A 17818-nucleotide genomic window follows, 5' to 3' on the forward strand; every position below is an offset into this window, starting at 1 on the left:
CTGACCTACATGGCCTTTCGACGCCCTCGAAGCAGCGTAGGGGGGGCAAAACGAAGTGTGCCCACCACAGAGCACCACGGCCAGGATGGTGGGCCCGCTGCGCTTGGCCCACCCTACGCCTACTAGGCGTTCCCATTCCTGCCCGCCGGGTTATCCTGTCCGCGGGTTTCCCGCAGAAAGGAGATGGAAGTGCTCGGCGCGATTGCCGGTGACATCGTGGGTTCCGTCTACGAGGCCAGCCCGATCAAGACCAAGGCCTTCCCCCTGTTCCGGCGCGGTTCGCGCTTCACGGACGATACCGTGCTGACGGTGGCCGTCGCCGACGCGATCCTGTCGGGACGGCCCTACGCCGACGCCGTGCGCGAGTTCGGCCGCCGCTACCCCGATGCGGGGTACGGCGGTTCCTTCCGGCGCTGGCTGCACATCGACGGCGCCGGACCCTACGGCAGCTGGGGCAACGGCTCGGCGATGCGGGTGAGCCCGGTTGGCCTCGCCTTCGGTTCCGAAGAGGAGGTGCTCGAACAGGCGCGCCTGTCGGCCGCGATCACGCACGACCATCCCGAGGGGATTCGCGGCGCCCAGGCCACGGCGCTTGCGGTATTCCTCGCGCGCACCGGGCACGGCAAGCCCGCGATCCGCGACCGACTGGTGCGCGGGTTCGACTACGACCTGGAGCGCAGCGTCGACGAGATCCGCCCTGACTACGGCTTCGATGTCTCCTGCCAGGGCTCCGTGCCCGAGGCGATCATCGCCTTCCTCGAGTCCGACTCCGTCGAAGACGCGATCCGGAACGCCGTATCCCTTGGCGGCGACAGCGACACCATGGCCTGCATCGCCGGCGGGATTGCGGAAGCCTTTCACGGAGGCGTGCCCGACCGCATCAGGGAACCGGTCGAGGCGTTGCTTCCCGAGGATCTCGCGCAGGTTGTCCGGTCCTTCCGACGCCGGTTCGGGTGATCGCACGCCCTGCAGATGGGCGCGGACACGTCACGGCCGCGTGGCGGGTCCTTTTCGATGGCCGCTCGCAGGGACCGGAGCGCGTGATCCGCTACAGGTTGAATAGCCCGACCACGCCGATCACGATCAGGTAAATGGCGACGATGTAGTTGAGCAGCCTCGGCACGATCAGAATCGCGATGCCCGCAACCAGGGAAATGATCGGAACCAGCTCGGCATTAATTGTCATGACTCTCTCCTTATGACTCGAAAAAAAATCAACGTCGCCGCCGGCACCGCGCGAGCGCCCGTGGACCTTGCGCATGCGACGGCAGCGGGCTCGTCGATACCCGTCAGGCTGGGTGCCGGTCAGTAGATCGGGATCACCGCGTATCCCTGGGCCTGGTAGCCGGTCAGCGATACAAAGGTATTCCGGACAGGCGTGATTCCCGGCAGCAGGTCTCCATGATCCACGCCGAACAGCCGTGTGGCCACCCCGCATGACTCCATCCGAATGCCCTGGTCCCGGAATTCGCCGACCAGGGCCTCGATGCGATCGAGATGGTCGAATTCCGTGAGCTCGAAGCGTTCCCGGTCCCGCGAGACCATCGTGACGGCCTGCCCCCTGAATGCAAGAATGATATCGGGTTCCACCCCCTGGTCGCGCAGGTCCTCGTAGGTTTCCTGGATGACCTGCAGATACAGGGCCAGCGCCTCCGGGCTGTCGTTATTGAGGTCGAAGATGACCCGACCGGTTTCGACACCCTCGAGCGCCCTCGAGTCGTCTGGCGGACTGGCAAGCGCTGCCGCATGAGAAACCAGAAGAGCCAAAGCAACATACATGGCGGACTTGATTAGCCTCATCGATATCTCCATCGATCTTCGTTTGCCAGATAACGCCCTGATAACCGCAAAGGTCCTGCCTTTCCCGAACAGCGTGGAAGGCCTCCTCCCACCCGCAGCGGCCTTCGCCCGCCGGATCGCTGCTGCTGCAGCTGGCCTACTGGCCAGTCCTCAACTCCCCTCCCCCCGTTTCGACCGCAGGCCGTTCCCGAATACCGGAGAGATCGCGGGGCGGGGTCAGTGCTCCTCAAGGCTAGTCGCTACAGGGGCCTTTTTCCACGCGGCCCTGGATTGCTTCATTTTGATGGGCATCGGCGTCAGTTCAGCTGGATGCGCTGGCCCCAGGGTACCGTCGCCTTGCCCTTCACCAGCCAGATCACCGGATAGTGCGGCGGCACGGCGGGGAACCGCCCCACCGCATCGGTGAAGTAGACCAGCAGGTCCGGTTCGCGATCGAGGGTGCCGGCCCATTCGAACACGGGCCGGAAGTCGGTTCCGCCGCCTCCCTTGAAGGACTCCGGCATCACCAGGCGCTCCCAGGCCTCGAAGATCCAGGGGCCGTCCGGATTCAGGCGCGCGTCACAGGCCTGCAGTACCACCCGCGCACGGATCTGGCCCTTGATCGCATCGATCTCCGATAGAAACTCCAGCATCTCCTCCCTGGAGATGGAACCGCTGGTGTCCAGCGCGATCACCACGTCCACCTGCTGGCTGCGCAGACTGGGGAGGATGGCGGGCTCGCCACGCCGTGAGGAGGGCCGCATGTAGCTGTAGTCGTCACGGGCCTGCGCGGTCATGTAATGGGCGAGCAGCATGCGCCAGGGCAGCTTGGGCGCCAGCACATAGTCCACCAGGCGGGCGAGATCGCGGCTGAGCTTGCCCGCCTGCATCGCCTGCTGAGCGGCCCCGGCCAGTCGCTGTTTCCACTGCACCTCCAGTGTCTCGCGTTCCTGGGCACTGAGCGGCGGTGGCTCGTGGGCGCCCTGAGGGTACCCATCCTCACGCTCGCGGGGCTGCGCCTGCTCTTCGGTCCCGGACTCTGGCCCTCTCGATTCGCCCCTGTCCCTGTCTTCGTCCCCGTCTCTGTCCGTGCCCGTGTCCTCCCCTTCGTCCCTGTCTTCGTCCCTGTCCTTGTCCTCGCCGTCGGGACGCTGCTCTTCCCGTGCCGGCGTCGGGTCGTCCGGTCCGCGCTGTCGCTCGCCGGGCGTGTCTTCGAGATTCTCGTCGGGGCTGGGCTCGGTCTCGTCGTCTTGCAGAAGCGGGTAGATCTCCTCCGCGGTCATGCCCTCGAATTCCGCGCTGTAGAGGGTATCGGGAGGTGCCGTGAGGCCGTCATGGATCAGGATCGGATTGACCGCGAAATCGCAGGCCAGATCCCACCGGTTCCGGATCCGGTGTCCCCGCCGTGCAAAGTGCAGCAGCGCGCAGTGCAACGCCTGCTGCGCCAGCACGAACTCGGTTTCCGCAAGGGACAGCTGCTCTACGTACTCGGCGTTGTAATAGAGCGTGCGGGCATCGCTGGTCGTCGTTCGGCACCAGTCGGACCGCGCCGGCTGGAGGGGGAGGCGCAGGACCAGGGCTCCGAGGAAGGGCTTGTCCATGATCAGGCGCGTGCGGGCGGCCGCGAGCTTGTTCTCGACGTCCAGCTCCGCCACGACCGCGCCCCTGCCCGTCAGCCCTTGTAGAGCATCAGATCGGCCACCTGCTGGGACCAGTCCGCAAACTCCGGAACCGAGAACAACTCGTCACCCAGGGCTCGGTGCATGTCGGTCACCATCATGATGCCCATCTCGCGCTGCGGGAAGGTTCCGGCGTAGTTCAGGATCCGGCCCTGGATCGTCAGTGCCTCGGGGGTGCCCCGGGCGCGAATCGCGCGCCCCACCAGTGCCGCTGCGACCGCGTACTGAAGATCGATCTCCTGCGGCGGCGCGACCGGATCGCCGCGGACGATCGCGTCCAGGTCGGGCATCTGGTCGAGGTGGGCAATGAAGGCGTTCAACTCGATGCCCGCCGCTGGCCCGACGCAGGCCTGCAGACTGCCGCTGAGCAGGTCCGGGTGCGCCTCGAACTTCCGCAGGGCCCGGTGCGCGAATTCCCAGGACCGCGGTGACGGGAAGGCCACCGGGTTGTGGGCGGGATCGAAGTCGAACAGGAGGTCGGGCCGGAAGCGGATGAAGGCGATGATGCGGTCGTCGATGCCGCGCGCGTATGCCCAGGCCGCCCAGTCGTCGACGTTGAGCTCGACCTCGAAATGCGAGAAACGGTTGGCCAGCGGGGCGGGCATGGTGTAGGTGACCCCCCGATCGCCCTGACGGTTTCCGGCGGCAAAGATCGCCCAGCCCTCCGGGACCTCGTAGGCGCCGAGACGGCGGTCGAGAATCAGCTGATAGGCGGCGGCGGACACGCTCGGGGCGGCGGAGGTGATCTCGTCCAGGAACAGCACCCCCGCAGGTCCCTGCCGATCCGCGTCGGGCAGCATCGACGGCACCGCCCACTCCACCATGTCACCGCTCTTGAACGGGATGCCGCGCAGGTCGGACGGCTCCATCTGCGAGAGCCGGATGTCGATCAGCGGCACCTGATGGCGATCGGCCACTGCCGCGATCATCTGGGATTTTCCCACGCCCGGCGGCCCCCAGAGCATCACCGGCGTGTGGTGGCCCTCGCGGGTGCTCGCGAATTCGCGATCGAGCACTTGCAGTAAATGGGCGGGTCGCATCGCTCCTCCAATGATGGTGGTTCTTCTTGTCCGTCGATCACGTCCGGAACGCCGCTGCCCTGCCCAGCCAACCTTTCCGAAGCGACAAACCAGATCAGGCCCCGCAGGCCGCCGGGCTGGTTCCGCTCGCCTCGGGTGCGATCTGATGCGGCGGCAGTCCGCGACACTACGGCTTTCGGCAGGCAATTTCCAGCCAACCCATGGCGCGCCCCGGCCCCGTTGCTTCGGTCGTTCCGCCCTCCGCCCGTCGGCCTGCCTGTCCTACGAATTGGCCCGACGCATCCGGGCCTGGACGCGTGCGGACGTCAGCAGACGCTCGTCAACCACTTCCGGATACAGGGCATGGAACCGCTCGACGTCGAATACGTGCTCGCAGGCAGATTGTTCCAGCTGATTCCGCAAGGGCTCCGGCAGGCCCTGGATCATCAAGAGTCGCGGCGCAAGCCTGCGCAGGTAGCGGTCGCAAAGCACCTGTTCGCGCTCGTCTTCCCAGTCTTCCCGAATCAGGCAAGGCGGGAAGTCGCCGCGGTCCGGTTCCGCGCGATCGAACCAGCCCGCCTGCGGTTTCGACCCGGCGCGCTCCGCGACCATTCTCTCCAGGCGATAGTTGACCGGAGGCACGTAGACGTCCTGAGGGGGTTCCGGGGGCTCGATCTTGAGCTCCGAGGCCGGCATGGCCTGCCATTCAGGCCGCGGGGGCGTCATTGCCATTTCCTGCTCGGCCACGCCGGTGTACAGCAGTGCAAGCGGCTTCTCGTCCAGGGAATCCAGAAGCCAGTACTCGTAGCGGTCCGCCGCCTCGAAAGGCAGCCGCGCAGCAGAGATCGCTTCGAACAGCCGGTTGACGTCGGAGCGCACTTCGTCGGCATCCAGGGCGGGATGCACCGGATGGCTTTCGAGCTGACCCTGTCGGGCGGTGGCGACCGCGGCATAGTTGTAACCGACGATTCGGGTGTAGGTTGACCCGGGATCCACCCCTCGCTGGCCGGCCCGCTCCCACAGGTATGCGGGCAGCATGTATTGAATCGACCAGTAGTCGCCGTCCATGCTCAGGGCCCGCGCCTTGCCCATCTCGGCGATCTGCGCCACGCCGACGAAGGGCAGCAGCATCCTTCTCGAGTACATCTTGATCACGTCCACGCCTCCCGTTGGGCCATTTTTCGCGGATCAGGGCCAGGCCGACGCCTTGCGCAGACTTCCAATGCTGACCGGAGACAGAGGATCATAATAGGTTCCGCATCGGGCCAGGAGAGGGGTGGCAATCCCCCACCGTCTGTGATGGTCGCGCGTCGAGCTGCGCCTGGTTTGACTCCGATTGCCGGCGGAGTTTCCTCGTTTGCAAGCCGCGCAGTAACCGCGGCAATGTCCGCCCTCCATGATATCGGGTCCAATGATCGGCCGGTCGAGCGGAAGTGCCGAGAGGCACAGGGAGCCGTTGGTGTCGAACACGAGAGCCATTTATGCTGACCCGGTGCACACACGTTCGGGCATGTGAGGCCCGCGACGCGGGGGTGTCCGATCGCGCGCATCAGCAGCCGTTCGCGACAATGCCGGCAGAGAGTCCCGGGGGATCGAATGGGCGGTTCCACTCAGGGCCCCTGCCCCGGGCGTGGTCGCGGCAAGGGAGTTCGAGGATGCCGTTGGCAAAGCGTACCGTTCTTGTCCTGGCGCTCTTCCTGGCAGGGTTGGCGGTCGTCGGTTGCGGCAGCGCGCCACCGCGCGCGATGTCCCAACAGGCGTTCGCGGAGCGGCTGGCGGGGCACGAGGAGCAAGCGCTTGCGCAGAGGGAGGCAATTGCCGCGCGGCTGTTGCGGCGACTGGAGTACCGCCATGCCGAACAGGCGGAGCGGGGCCAGGCGGGCGAACCGTTCACCTATGAGATTCTGATGCTCTCCAGCGGAGGGCAGTTCGGCGCCTTCGGTGTTGGAGTGCTGCAGGGGTGGTCGGAGGTGGAGGATCCGGCCTTTCGGCGCCCGGAATTCGATCTGGTCACGGGGGTGAGCACCGGGGCATTGATCGCGCCATTCAGTCTTCTGGGCACGGATGATTCCATTCGACGCATCGACCAGCTGTACCGCGAGGCCAGCGATCAGCTGGCGACGCTGCGCGGCCTCCTCTTCTTCCTTCCGCGGCAACCCTCGTTCTTCGATAATCAGCCCCTGGCCGATCGCATCGCCTCCGAGCTGGATCTGGCGACTGTTCGCGGTATTGCCGCAGCGCACGCGGAGCATCGCAAGCTTCTGCTGGGATCCACGGATCTGGACCTCGGCCGGTTCCGGATCTGGGACGTGGGTCCGAAGGCGGTCCGTGCGCTGGAGACGCAGGACCCCACCGAAATACACCGCATGATGCTCTCTTCGGCGGCCATCCCGGCCGCCTTCCCCCCGGTGGAGATCGACGGCGTACTCTATGCGGACGGAGCCGTCGCACAGGGGGCGTTCGTGGGGCTGGATCGCGAGGAAATCGTCCAGGTGTTCCAGGAGTTCCGCGAGCGGAACCCGGATGCCCCCATGCCGAAGCTCCGCTTCTGGATGATCGTGAACGGCTTTCTCGACGTGGATCCGGAGCTGGTCAAGTCGTCCTGGGTGCCCGGCGCGCGACGGAGTATCGAGGTACTGACCAGCTATGCCATGCGCGTGACGCTTCGGCACATGCAGTTTGGAGTCGAGCTGCTCGGGGAGGATCTGGACACGCAGGCGGATTTCTTCTATCTCGCCGTTCCCCATGACCTCGAGCTGCCACCCCAGACACAGCGGCTCTTCGATCCAGAGGTGATGAAGACGCTTGCCGCGGAAGGGCGACGCCTGGGGCGGGAACCGGCGTCCTGGCGGACCGAGGCGCTCGCTCCGGAGATCCCGGGCAGCGCGCTGGACCTGGACCCTGAGCCACGCGAGACACGGTAGTCCAACGCCGGTGGCGCCGTGCGATCCGGCTGCGGAACGGGGTTCGGGCGAGGTCTACAGAATCCACTCGATGGGCAGCCAGCTCACGACGCCAATCATCGCCCGCTCCAGGGCGCTGGTGTTCGGTTCCGTGGTGTGCGTCAGGGTCTCGCCCGACGCCCGCGTTTCAATCCACTCGAGCGAACCGTGCTCGCTTCGCGCCCGCCGAGCGAGCGGGCCAGCGACTGCACGATCCCGGGGCTGTCGATCAGGAAACCCATCTCCGTGTTGAGCTTTGCAGCTTGTTACATAATCAACCACCGCGTTGGTCGCTTCTGGTGGCACTTCCCTGTGCCGCAGGGAAACGCCGATGAATCAGCGTTTCCTTGACGCCGCCAGACTCGATCCCCGCGTTTCCACGGTGCCCCGCGGCGCCCATCGCCGGGCAAAGTCGGGAACCGGGGCTGAAGAGCGCCGATGACCGGCCCCTATGATCCAGTGAGGAAACGGTTGCAAAATGCGCGTTCTGATCACATTCTCTGCAATGCACAGCGTGTGCTTGAAAGGGGAATGTGCAAATGAACTACAAGATCGAAGAAATCGAGGGCATCGGCAAGGCGCAGGCTCAAAAGCTGGCTCAGGCAGGGATCAAGACCACAAAAGATCTGCTGACCCAGGGTGCTTCGGCGCGAGGAAGGAAAGTGATCGCCGAACGCTGCGGCGTCAGTGCCGTGCGCCTGCTCAAGTGGGTCAACATGGCAGACCTGATGCGCATCTCGGGCGTTGGAGAGGAGTACTCCGAGTTGCTGGAGGCGGCCAACTGCAACACGGTCAAGCAACTTCGACGGCGCAACGCCGTGAACCTCAGCAGGCGCATGCTGGAAATCAACGCGACCAAAAAGCTCGTTCGCTCGCCGCCGTCGGAAGCCCAGGTGACCAAGTGGGTGGCACAGGCCGGAAAGCTTGAACCGATGCTGACCTACTGACGACGACACCAGCCGTGGCGGCCCCTGCCGGGCGGCCACGCGCTGGTGCGCATCCAGACGGATGGGATTGCCGCGACGTATCGGCATCCGCCTGACCAGCCCGCCACCGAAGCCCGACCGCACTTTCTCGACTTGTATCCCGCTCCCAGCCTCGTGGATGCCGTCGCCCCCGAGCCGGAGCCAGCATGGGAGACACTGCAGCCCGTCCCACGGACAACCATGAACGGTCGAGATGACAGCCCGGCACAACGGCCGGCGGGCCACGACCTGCGTGTGCTCCTGCCCCTGGCGGGTTTTGTCAGGCCCTATCTGCGCACCCTGCTGCTGGCCGTTCTGGCGCTGTTTCTCGGCGCCGGCGCCATCCTGGCGTTCGGTTTCGTTCTCCGTCTCCTGGTGGATGCCGGGCTCAGCGAGCAGGATCCCGCCGCGCTGAATCGAGCCCTGCTGGCCCTGCTGGGTGCGGTTGCGGTAATGGCGGCCGGGGCAGGTCTGCGCATCTATCTCGTCACCTGGCTGGGTGAGCGCGTCGTCGCCGATCTGCGGCGGGCGGTCTTCGCCAATGTCATCGAGATGGATCCCGGCTTTTTCGAGCGTACGCGTACCGGCGAGGTGATCTCGCGACTCACTGCAGATACCACGCTGATCCAGGTCGTGGTGGGCAGCACGCTGGCCATCGCCGCGCGGAATCTCCTGCTGATCGGGGGCGGACTCGTCCTGATGCTCCTGACCAGCCCCATGCTCACGGCGTGGCTGCTGCTGGGACTGCCCGTGGTCGCGCTGCCGGTCTGGTCGCTGGGGCGCCGGGTACGTCGCCTCTCGCGCGAGACCCAGGACCGGGTCGCAGCCGTGGGCGGGCGCGTGGACGAGAGTCTGTACGCCATCCAGACCGTCCAGTCCCACGTGCAGGAACGGGCCGAGCGCGTCCGTTATGCCGCTGCCGTGGAGGCGGCCTTCGGTGCGGCCATCCGTCGCGCCGCCGTCACGGGACTGCTGGCGGCGTCGGTGATCTTCCTGATGTTCATGCTGATCACCGGCGTGCTCTGGATCGGGGGACACGATGTCCTGGACGGCAGGATTACGCCAGGCGAGCTTGCGGCGTTCCTGTTCTACGCAGTGCTGGTCGCCGGCTCCGTGGCCGCCCTCAGCGAGGTCGCCAACGAACTGCTGCGCGCGGCCGGCGCGGCCGAGCGTCTGCTGGCCCTGCTTCAGACGCGTTCCGGACCACCGGCGCCAAGGCACCCGGCGCACCTTCCCGAACCGTCCACAGGGGCAATCCGCTTTGAGGGTGTCTGGTTCGCCTACCCGACGCGCCCAAAGCCACCGGCCCTGCAGGGAATCGACCTGGAGATCCCCGCAGGTGCCTCGGTTGCTCTGGTCGGACCTTCCGGAGCCGGCAAGACGACCCTGTTTCAGTTGCTGCTGCGCTTCTACGATCCCGACGCCGGTTCGATCCGTGTCGATGGTGTCGATATTCGTGCTGTGGAGACGGCAGCCCTCCGGGAACGCATCGCGCTGGTGCCGCAGCAGCCGGTCCTGTTCGCGACCACCATCCGCGAGAACATCGCCTACGGTGCGCCGGGAGCGTCGGAAGCCGGCATCCGGGCGGCGGCCGAGGCGGCCTACGCAATGGACTTCATCGCCGCGCTGCCGGAGGGACTGGATACGCACCTGGGGGAACGCGGCGTGCGGCTTTCCGGCGGTCAGCGCGCCCGGATCGCGCTGGCACGCGCGATCCTGCGGGACCCGGCAATCCTGCTGCTAGACGAGGCCACCAGCGCCCTGGATGCCGAGAGTGAGCGCCTGGTCCAGGCGGCACTGCAGCGTATCAGCCGCGGTCGAACCACGCTGACCATCGCGCATCGTCTGGCGACAGTGCAGGCGGCCGACCGCATCGTGGTGCTCGATGCCGGAAGGATCGTGGCCCAGGGATCGCACGCCCAGTTACTGGAAGAGGGAGGCATGTACGCGCGCCTGGCCTCGCTGCAGTTCACATCGCTTCTGGATTAGGTTTCCGCATCCTTGGTTGAACGCGTGGAACCTGAGCCGAAGCGGTCTGACAGTGACAGATGAAAGGGAGGATTCAGGTGCCCGGGAAGCGTCACATCTACTGCTTGCCAAATGGCTTCCGGGTCAGCATAGTGATTTTCATGCAGATTGCAGTTCCCGACCACATCGTCATCATTGCATGGAGTTCGTCGCCAATGCGTCCCATGCGCCGTGCGGCAGCTTGCCGTACATGTCGCCGAAAATCTCCAGCCGACTTTGCGCGCCTGACGTAGCGTGCTGGAGCGTCACGTGAACATGAGCGTTTGCAGTCCCTGTCGGCTCGCGCCAGATGCTGCTGCGCTGGCACGAAGCCTGCAACCCGGAACGTCGTGAGACTCGATCCCCCGACCGAAAGGAAGGCGGCGAGGACAGAAGCACGTCCGCCGGGGCCGACAGGGGCACCTAGTGGGCAACGCCGTCACACCCAGGCGGCGGCCGACGAGCCGCGGACCGCGACTGGGTGGCGCATTCACGAGGGCACTTTGTCACCGGCTTCGGGCGCGGCAAGCCAGCCACCGCGCATACGGTGCAAGGCGCGGTGCGCACGCGGAAGTGACGCTGGACACAGGCATCTCTACACTGTGCAAACCGGCTCACGCCAATGGTCGTGGTCTTATGCACAAGGGTTCAGTCCGCCAGTTTGGCGGCTATCTGCGAACACGATGGGCTTCACCGCGCCGGATCCGGTTCTGGCTACTCGTGTTGATCGTTCTGTACACCTTGCTGGGCTTTTTTGGCTTGCCCTGGATCATCCAGTACCTCGCAGTGACCACCGCTCAGGAAGACCTTGGGCGGGAACTCCGCATAGAGGCAATACAGGCCAACCCCTACTCGCTGACGCTCCGGATCGACGGCGTCGAACTTGACGATATCGACAACCGGCAGCTGCTCGGCTGGAACCGGTTGTTCATCGATCTTGCCTGGTCAAGCGTGGTCAACAGAGCCTGGACCTTTAAAACCATCCGATTCGACCAACCGATCATTCAGGAAGAACGCTTCGCCTCGGGGGAAACCCGCCTCTCCCGGCTTGCCGCCGAGCAGTCTGACAACGGCCGGTCCGATGATGAACCCGCGCCACTGCCTGCGTTGCGCATCAACGATCTGCGCGTCGAGGACGGTGTGCTGCGCTTCGCTGACAACCTGCAGGACGCGACGGCGGCTACCGCTGATCATCCGAAGCGGGTAACGCTGGAGCTGCAGGATGTCGGGCTATCCGTAAAGCAATTCGAACTGCAGAAAGGCACGCGCTCCCCGCTACGTCTGGAAGGGCAACTGTCGGGAGGCGGCATGCTCGCCTTCGACGGTACGCTGCAACTTCTACCAACCCCCGGCCTGGAGGGCAGCGCCCGCATCGATGAACTGTCACTGGTGCAGGCCGCACCCTACCTGCGGCAGTTCGCGGACGTGCGGCTTGTTGGCGGGACACTGGATCTGAGCGGCCAAATGCAGACAGATGCTCAGCAGCCCTTTGCATTTCAGGGCTCCGCCGCGGTTGAGGCACTGAGCATCAGGGCCGGTCCCGATGACGAACCACTCATCGGGTGGCAGAGCCTTCGCACCGAAAGGCTTGGTCTGCGCCTCAAGGACAGGCAGCTTGAAACCGACCCCATCTTCATCGACGGTCTGTCGGGTCGGGTAGTCATCTACGAGGACCAGACCACCAACTTCGGGCAGATCATCGCGCAGCGGCCCTCGGCCGACGCCGAGGATTACAGCGACCCCGGACGCACGGACGAGGAGGCAGCCCCGTTCGGTATCATCATTGAGGCGATTGACCTGACCGACGGCGCCCTCCGGTTTGCGGATTACTCCCTGCCGCTGCCCTTCTCCACGAGCATCCACACGTTGGGCGGGCAAATATCGACCTTGAGCTCCACCTCGGCCGAGCCGGCACGGATCAAGCTGGAAGGCCAGGTCGCAGAGTACGGCCTGGCGCGCGTCGACGGCACCGTCGATGCCTGGCATCCCACGCGTGCGACCAATCTGCAGCTGAGCTTCAGCAACCTTCAGATCCCGGAATACTCCCCTTACACCGTGGACTTCGCCGGCCGCAAGATCGCAGGGGGCACCATGGACCTCGACCTCGACTACACGGTCAAGGACAAGCAACTTGACGGACAAAACAACCTGGTGCTCCATGATCTGAAGCTCGGCGAAAAGATGGCCTCCAGCGACGCCATGGACCTGCCGCTTGACCTGGCCATAGCCCTGCTACAGGACAGTGAGGGCGTGATCGATCTCGATCTCCCGGTGACAGGGAATGTCGCCGACCCGGAATTCGACTTCAACCAGGTCATCCGTCAAGCACTGGGAAACGCCATTACGTCTGTGATCGAGGCACCGTTCAGTTTTCTGGCAAGCCTCGTCGGCGCCGACTCGGAGGACCTTGGTCAAGTTGAATTTCTGCAGGGCCGCGCCGACCTGCTCCCTCCCCAGCGCGAGCGCGTCGCCAAGCTTCGCGAGGCCCTCAACCAGCGTCCGGCTCTGGCCGTGGAACTCGCCGGTCCCTTCAGCCGAACCTTCGATGGCCCGGCCCTGCAACGTGAGAAAGCCACCCAAACCCTGCGGCGACGCTTGGCTGAAGCGGGCCGCGAGGCCGCGGACCCCAGCCTGACAGCCGAGTCCAACCAGGGTGTTCTCGAGCAGATGTTCACCACGTATTACCCGCAGGCTGACCTGCAGGAGATCCGGGCCCGTTTCACTGAAACACAGGATGAGCCATCCGACGGAACGGGATTGGACGCCCTGGCCTATCGCAACCACCTGGCCGAACGGGTCATCGCAGCACAATCCGTCACGGACGCCGAGCTCGAAGCCATCGCCAACGCGCGCGCATCAGCGGTACGGGACACACTGGTCGACCCAACTGCCAATACCAGTATCGCAGCTGACAGAGTGCGTCTTCCGGATCCCAAGGAGATCGACTCGGTGGACGGCGAGCGGATTGCCATGGAAGTCGGTGTCACCGCGGATTCGGATTGAGGCGAGCGACCGCGTGGGCGGTTCCGGCTCGGGGATTCCACCCCGGGGCAAGGTCAAGGCCGGCCGGCCTCAGGCCGTAGCCTCCGCCCCGGCATGCTGGCCACGCTGCGACGCATGATCCCGCGCCAGCAGGCAATAAAACGCCGGCAGCACGAACACCGTCAGCACCGTCCCGATGCCCAGGCCGGTGGCGATCGTCAGCCCGATGGCGAAGCGGCTTTCCGCACCCGGGCCGCTGGCCGTCAGCAGCGGAATCATGGCGACGATCAGCGCCACCGAGGTCATCAGGATGGGGCGCAGCCGAATGGCCGCGGCCTCGAGCACCGCCTCGCGCCGGTTCAGTTCCCTGTCGATCTGGAGCTGGTTGGCGAATTCCACGATCAGGATACCGTTCTTGGAGACCACCCCGATCAGCGTGATCAGCCCGACCTGGGTATAGATGTTCATGCTGGCCGCACCCAGCATGATGAACGACATCGCGCCGGCGATCGACAGCGGTACCGAGATCAGGATGATGAACGGGTCGCGCCAGCTTTCGAACTGCGCGGCGAGCACCAGGTAGATCACCAGGAGCGAGAGGAAGAAAGTGATCAGCAAGGCGCCCCCCTGTTGCTTGAACTGCCGGGATTCGCCCTTGTAGTCGAAGCTGAATCCCTGTGGGAAGGTCTCTTCGGCGGCCTGTTCCAGAAATTCGATCGCCTCGCCCATGGACGACCCGCCGACGATCACGCCTTCGAGCGCCATCGAGTTGAGCTGGTTGTGCTGGGTGCGCTGCGAAGGCTCCACGGTCTGCTCGAACGAAATCACGCCGCCCAGCGGCACCAGTTCGCCGTTGTCGGCGCGGATGTAGTATTCCGCCAGCTGTTCGCGCACCGCGCGCAGCTCACGCTCGACCCGGGGAATGACCTCGTAGGATCGGCCCTGCATGTTGAAGCGGTTGATGAAACCGCCGCCGAGCAGCGACGACATCTCGCGCCCGACGTCGGCCATGGAAAGCCCGAGGTCAGCCACCCGCTCGCGGTCGATGACGATGCGCGTCAATGGCCGGTCGAATTCGATCGACTTCTGCAGAAAGCCGAAAATGCCGCTTTGCATGCCGCGGCCGATGATCTCGTCGGCCACCTCGTTGAGCTGCTCGTAGGACTGGGCGGTGGTGATCACGAACTGCAGCGGCAGACCCTGGCCCGAGCCGGGAATCGACGGCCGGGTGAAGATGGACGTGCGTAGTCCGGTCACGTCGGAAACGGCGTCCTGCAGCATGGGCTGGACCTCGAACTGCGAAATGTCGCGCTCGTCCCAGGGCTTGAGCTTGAACCCGCCGAACACGGTGTTGGGTCCGAACGAACCCAGCAGCATGAAGCTCTCGTCGTAGCCGGGCAATTGCTCGAAGCGGTTCTGCAACTGGTCGCCGTATTTCTGCAGGTACTCCAGCGTTGCGGTCTGTGGTGCCTCGCCCTGGTACAGCAGGATGCCCTGGTCCTCGGTGGGCGCCAGCTCGCTCTGGCTCAACTGCACCATGAACACGATGGAGGCCAGCACCACCACGGCAAACACCATCACCGCCGGAATCGATTCCAGGGTCCAGCCCAACGCCGACTTGTAGTTCTCCGCAAGGCGATTGAACGTGCGCTCGACGCCGCTCTCGAAGCGCGACGGGTTCCCGTGCGGCTTGAGGACATGACCCGAGAGCATGGGTGAGAGCGTCAGCGCCACCACACCGGAAATCACCACCGCACCCGCCAGCGTGAACGCGAATTCCGAAAACAGCGAACCGACCAGCCCCCCCATGAATCCGATGGGCGCGTAGACCGCGACCAGCGTGGTGGTCATGGCGATCACCGGCGTCGCCATCTCGCGCGCGCCGTTCAAGGCCGCCTCGAAGCGCGACTCGCCCTCCTCTATATGCCGGTGCACGTTCTCGACGATGATGATGGCGTCATCGACCACCAGCCCGATTGCCAGCACCATGGCAAGCAACGTCAGCAGGTTGAGCGAAAAGCCCAGGACCAGCATCACCAGCGCCGCGCCGATCAGCGACAGCGGTACGGCGACCGACGGCACGATCGCCGCGCGAATCGAACCCAGGGTCAGAAACACCACCGCCAGCACGATAAGAAGGGCCTCGAGCAGGGTCTTGAGGACTTCGTTGATCGAGCTTTCGATGAACTCCGAGGCGTCGTAGGCCAACTCCACGTTCAGGTCGGAAGGCAATTGCTCGCGGATGGGGGGCAGCTGCTCGCGCACCAGGGCGGCCACGTCCAGCGGATTGGCGCCGGGCGCCAGTTCGATGGCCACGAAGGTCGACGGCTGGCCCTTGTAGTTGTTGGTCTCCGAGTACGTCTGCGAGCCCAGCTCCGAGCGCGCGATATCGCCAAGGCGAATGATGCTCCCGTCCACCTGCTTGACTACCAGGTCCTCGAATGCCTCCGGGTCGGAGACGTCGGTGTTCGATTTCAGGTCGATGCGCACCATTTCGTCGCGCGTGCGCCCAACGCCTGCGATGAAATTGTTCTGCAGCAGGATGTCAACCAGCTCGCTGGCCGTCATGTCAATGGCCGCCAGGCGCATCGGGTCAATCCAGATCCGCTGGGCGAAGGTCCTTCCCAGCAGTTCGGCCTGGCCGACCCCGGCGATCGCCTGCAGGCGCGGCTGCACCTCGCGGGTCAGGTAGTCGGTAATCCGCGGGGCCGAAATGGACTCGCTGAAAAAGGCGATGTACATCAACGCCGTGCTCTCGCCGGTAGTCGAGGTGATCACCGGGTCACGCACTTCTTCCGGCAGCACGTCGCGCTGGCTGGCGACCTTGGACTGGATTTCCGAAAGCGCGTCGTTGGCGTCGTAGTTGAGCACCATGCGCGCCTCGATGGTCGACTGGCCCAGCGAACTGGTCGAGGACAGGAAATCGATGCCCTCGGCCTCGGCGATCGCCTGCTGCAGCGGCGTGGTGACGAAGCCCTTGACCAGCTCGGAGTCGGCGCCGGGATAAGCCGTGGACACCGTGACCGTGGTGCTCTCGAGTTCGGGGAACTGGCGCACTTCCAGCTGCATGGCCGCGCGCGCGCCCAGCAGCAGGATCAGCAGGCTGACCACGGTGGCCAGCACCGGGCGCCGCACGAAGATATCGGTGAAGCGCATCAGCCCTGCCCCGATCCCTTTCCGGCCGGCGTTTCGTCCACGATCTTGACCGGCTGGTTGTTGCGCAGGCGCAGCAGGCCGGCCCCGACCACCGTGTCACCGGCCCGGATGCCCTCGATGATCTCCACTTCACCGTCGCGTGCTGCGCCGGTGGTCACGCTGACGCGCTCGACGATCTTCTGTCCGTCGTCGCCTTCGACCACCTTGAACACGAAATCACCGTAGGTGTTGTACGAGATCGCCGTGCGCGGCACGGTGATCACTTCGAGAACTTCATCGCGAACGGTGCGCACGTTGGCGAACATGCCCGGGCGCAACTGCAGATCCGAGTTGGCCAGTTCGGCGCGCACGCGCACCGTGCGGCTTTCGGGCAGCACCGAGGAGTCGATGGCCTGTACCTGGCCGTTGAACTGCTGATCGGCATAGGCGGCCACCGTCACTTCGACCCGATCACCAACCTTGACCCGAGGCAGCTCACGCTCGGAAATCGTGAAATCGACCTGGATCGGATCGAGCATGTTGATGCCCACGATTGCGGTACCCACCCCGATGTATTCACCGAGATCGACCTGGCGCAGGCCCAGTACCCCGGAAAACGGCGCGCGGATGGTCTTCTTGTTCAGCAACGCGCGCTGCTCGTGTACGCGCGCCTCTGCGGCTTCGAAGTTGGCGCGTGCCTCGTCGAACTCCGACTGCGATACCGCGTTCTCACCGATCAGGTCGGAAAAACGCTCGAACTGCTGCAGTGCAAGCCGCGCTTCGGCCTCGCGCGTCTCCAGCGCCGCCTCGTCGGTATCGGCCTCGATCCTGAGCAGCACCTCGTTGGCCTCTACGGTCTCGCCGGACTCGAACTCCAGCGCCTCGACCACCCCGGCAATCTCGTTGGCCACCTCGACCCCGTTGACCGCGCGCAGGCTGCCGTTCGCGCTGATCGACTGCGCCCAGCGACGCTCTGCGACCTCCACGACCTCGATTTCGACCGGCGGCGGGGCCTGCGACATCATCTCGGCCTGTTGGCGGATCTGCGCAAAACGCCACGCAAACAGCGCACCAAGCACGACCGCCAGCCCGACGATCACGACGATAACGCGCTTGACGTTGGTCTTCTTCATGAGCTCGGGGGAATCCCTCTTTTCAGCAAAAACCAGGGCGGCGGCACGCAACCAGGTCGCGCCACAACCGCGTTTGCAAACGAGACCGTAAGTTATACGGGCGCAGTAAGTAAATCACGGCCGGCCAAGCGTTCGAATACACCGGCGACTGAAGCGTGTCCGCCGTACCCGGTTCTC

At 65.1% G+C, this 17818-nt stretch carries 12 protein-coding genes; 5 read left to right on the plus strand and 7 right to left on the minus strand.

Annotation, left to right across the window (positions count from 1 at the left end; genetic code table 11):
* Positions 1-183 precede the first annotated feature (183 nt).
* Positions 184-957 carry an ADP-ribosylglycohydrolase family protein gene (locus ACESMN_RS02585; RefSeq protein WP_373052024.1) on the plus strand — a complete coding sequence of 258 codons (774 nt, stop codon included), beginning with the start codon at positions 184-186 and terminating at the stop codon, positions 955-957.
* 91 nt (positions 958-1048) lie between these two features.
* On the opposite strand, the gene ACESMN_RS02590 is transcribed toward ACESMN_RS02585, so the two are convergent.
* The 5 genes from ACESMN_RS02590 to ACESMN_RS02610 all read right to left on the minus strand — a co-directional run bounded on the left by ACESMN_RS02590 (position 1049) and on the right by ACESMN_RS02610 (position 5623).
* Entirely contained in the window at positions 1049-1186 is a 138-nt protein-coding gene (locus ACESMN_RS02590; protein WP_373052025.1) for a DUF3096 domain-containing protein, read from the minus strand.
* 119 nt (positions 1187-1305) lie between these two features.
* Entirely contained in the window at positions 1306-1779 is a 474-nt protein-coding gene (locus ACESMN_RS02595) for a DsrE family protein (RefSeq protein WP_373052040.1), read from the minus strand.
* Positions 1780-2096: 317 nt separating this feature from the next.
* The gene (locus ACESMN_RS02600; protein ID WP_373052041.1) at positions 2097-3380 is read right to left on the minus strand and encodes a DUF2201 family putative metallopeptidase; all 1284 of its coding nucleotides are present in this window, start codon (positions 3378-3380) and stop codon (positions 2097-2099) included.
* A 71-nt stretch (positions 3381-3451) separates the two neighbouring features.
* Positions 3452-4498, minus strand: coding sequence for an AAA family ATPase (locus ACESMN_RS02605; protein WP_373052026.1), 1047 nt, complete (start codon positions 4496-4498; stop codon positions 3452-3454).
* Positions 4499-4759: 261 nt separating this feature from the next.
* On the minus strand, positions 4760-5623 hold the full coding sequence (locus tag ACESMN_RS02610) for a hypothetical protein (protein WP_373052042.1): 864 nt from the start codon (positions 5621-5623) through the stop codon (positions 4760-4762).
* A gap of 509 nt (positions 5624-6132) precedes the next feature.
* Here ACESMN_RS02610 and ACESMN_RS02615 point away from each other — a divergent pair.
* From ACESMN_RS02615 to ACESMN_RS02630, 4 genes are all read left to right on the plus strand, one after another.
* Positions 6133-7401: a patatin-like phospholipase family protein gene (locus tag ACESMN_RS02615; protein WP_373052027.1), complete on the plus strand. Its 1269-nt coding sequence runs from the start codon at positions 6133-6135 to the stop codon at positions 7399-7401.
* Positions 7402-7958: 557 nt separating this feature from the next.
* Positions 7959-8366 (plus strand): DUF4332 domain-containing protein, encoded by a 408-nt coding sequence (locus tag ACESMN_RS02620; protein WP_373052028.1) that lies wholly within the window; start codon positions 7959-7961, stop codon positions 8364-8366.
* A 219-nt stretch (positions 8367-8585) separates the two neighbouring features.
* Positions 8586-10373: an ABC transporter transmembrane domain-containing protein gene (locus ACESMN_RS02625; protein WP_373052029.1), complete on the plus strand. Its 1788-nt coding sequence runs from the start codon at positions 8586-8588 to the stop codon at positions 10371-10373.
* Positions 10374-10964: 591 nt separating this feature from the next.
* Positions 10965-13394 carry a DUF748 domain-containing protein gene (locus ACESMN_RS02630; protein ID WP_373052030.1) on the plus strand — a complete coding sequence of 810 codons (2430 nt, stop codon included), beginning with the start codon at positions 10965-10967 and terminating at the stop codon, positions 13392-13394.
* A 69-nt stretch (positions 13395-13463) separates the two neighbouring features.
* Here the strand turns inward: ACESMN_RS02630 and ACESMN_RS02635 are convergent, their stop codons facing one another.
* Complete coding sequence (locus ACESMN_RS02635; protein WP_373052031.1) at positions 13464-16529, minus strand: efflux RND transporter permease subunit; 3066 nt, start codon at positions 16527-16529, stop codon at positions 13464-13466.
* Complete coding sequence (locus ACESMN_RS02640) at positions 16529-17641, minus strand: efflux RND transporter periplasmic adaptor subunit (protein ID WP_373052032.1); 1113 nt, start codon at positions 17639-17641, stop codon at positions 16529-16531. Before ACESMN_RS02640 ends, ACESMN_RS02635 begins: the two co-directional genes overlap by 1 nt.
* Positions 17642-17818: the final 177 nt, after the last annotated feature.

Source organism: Thioalkalivibrio sp., assembly GCF_041690275.1.
GTDB lineage: Bacteria > Pseudomonadota > Gammaproteobacteria > Ectothiorhodospirales > Ectothiorhodospiraceae > Thioalkalivibrio.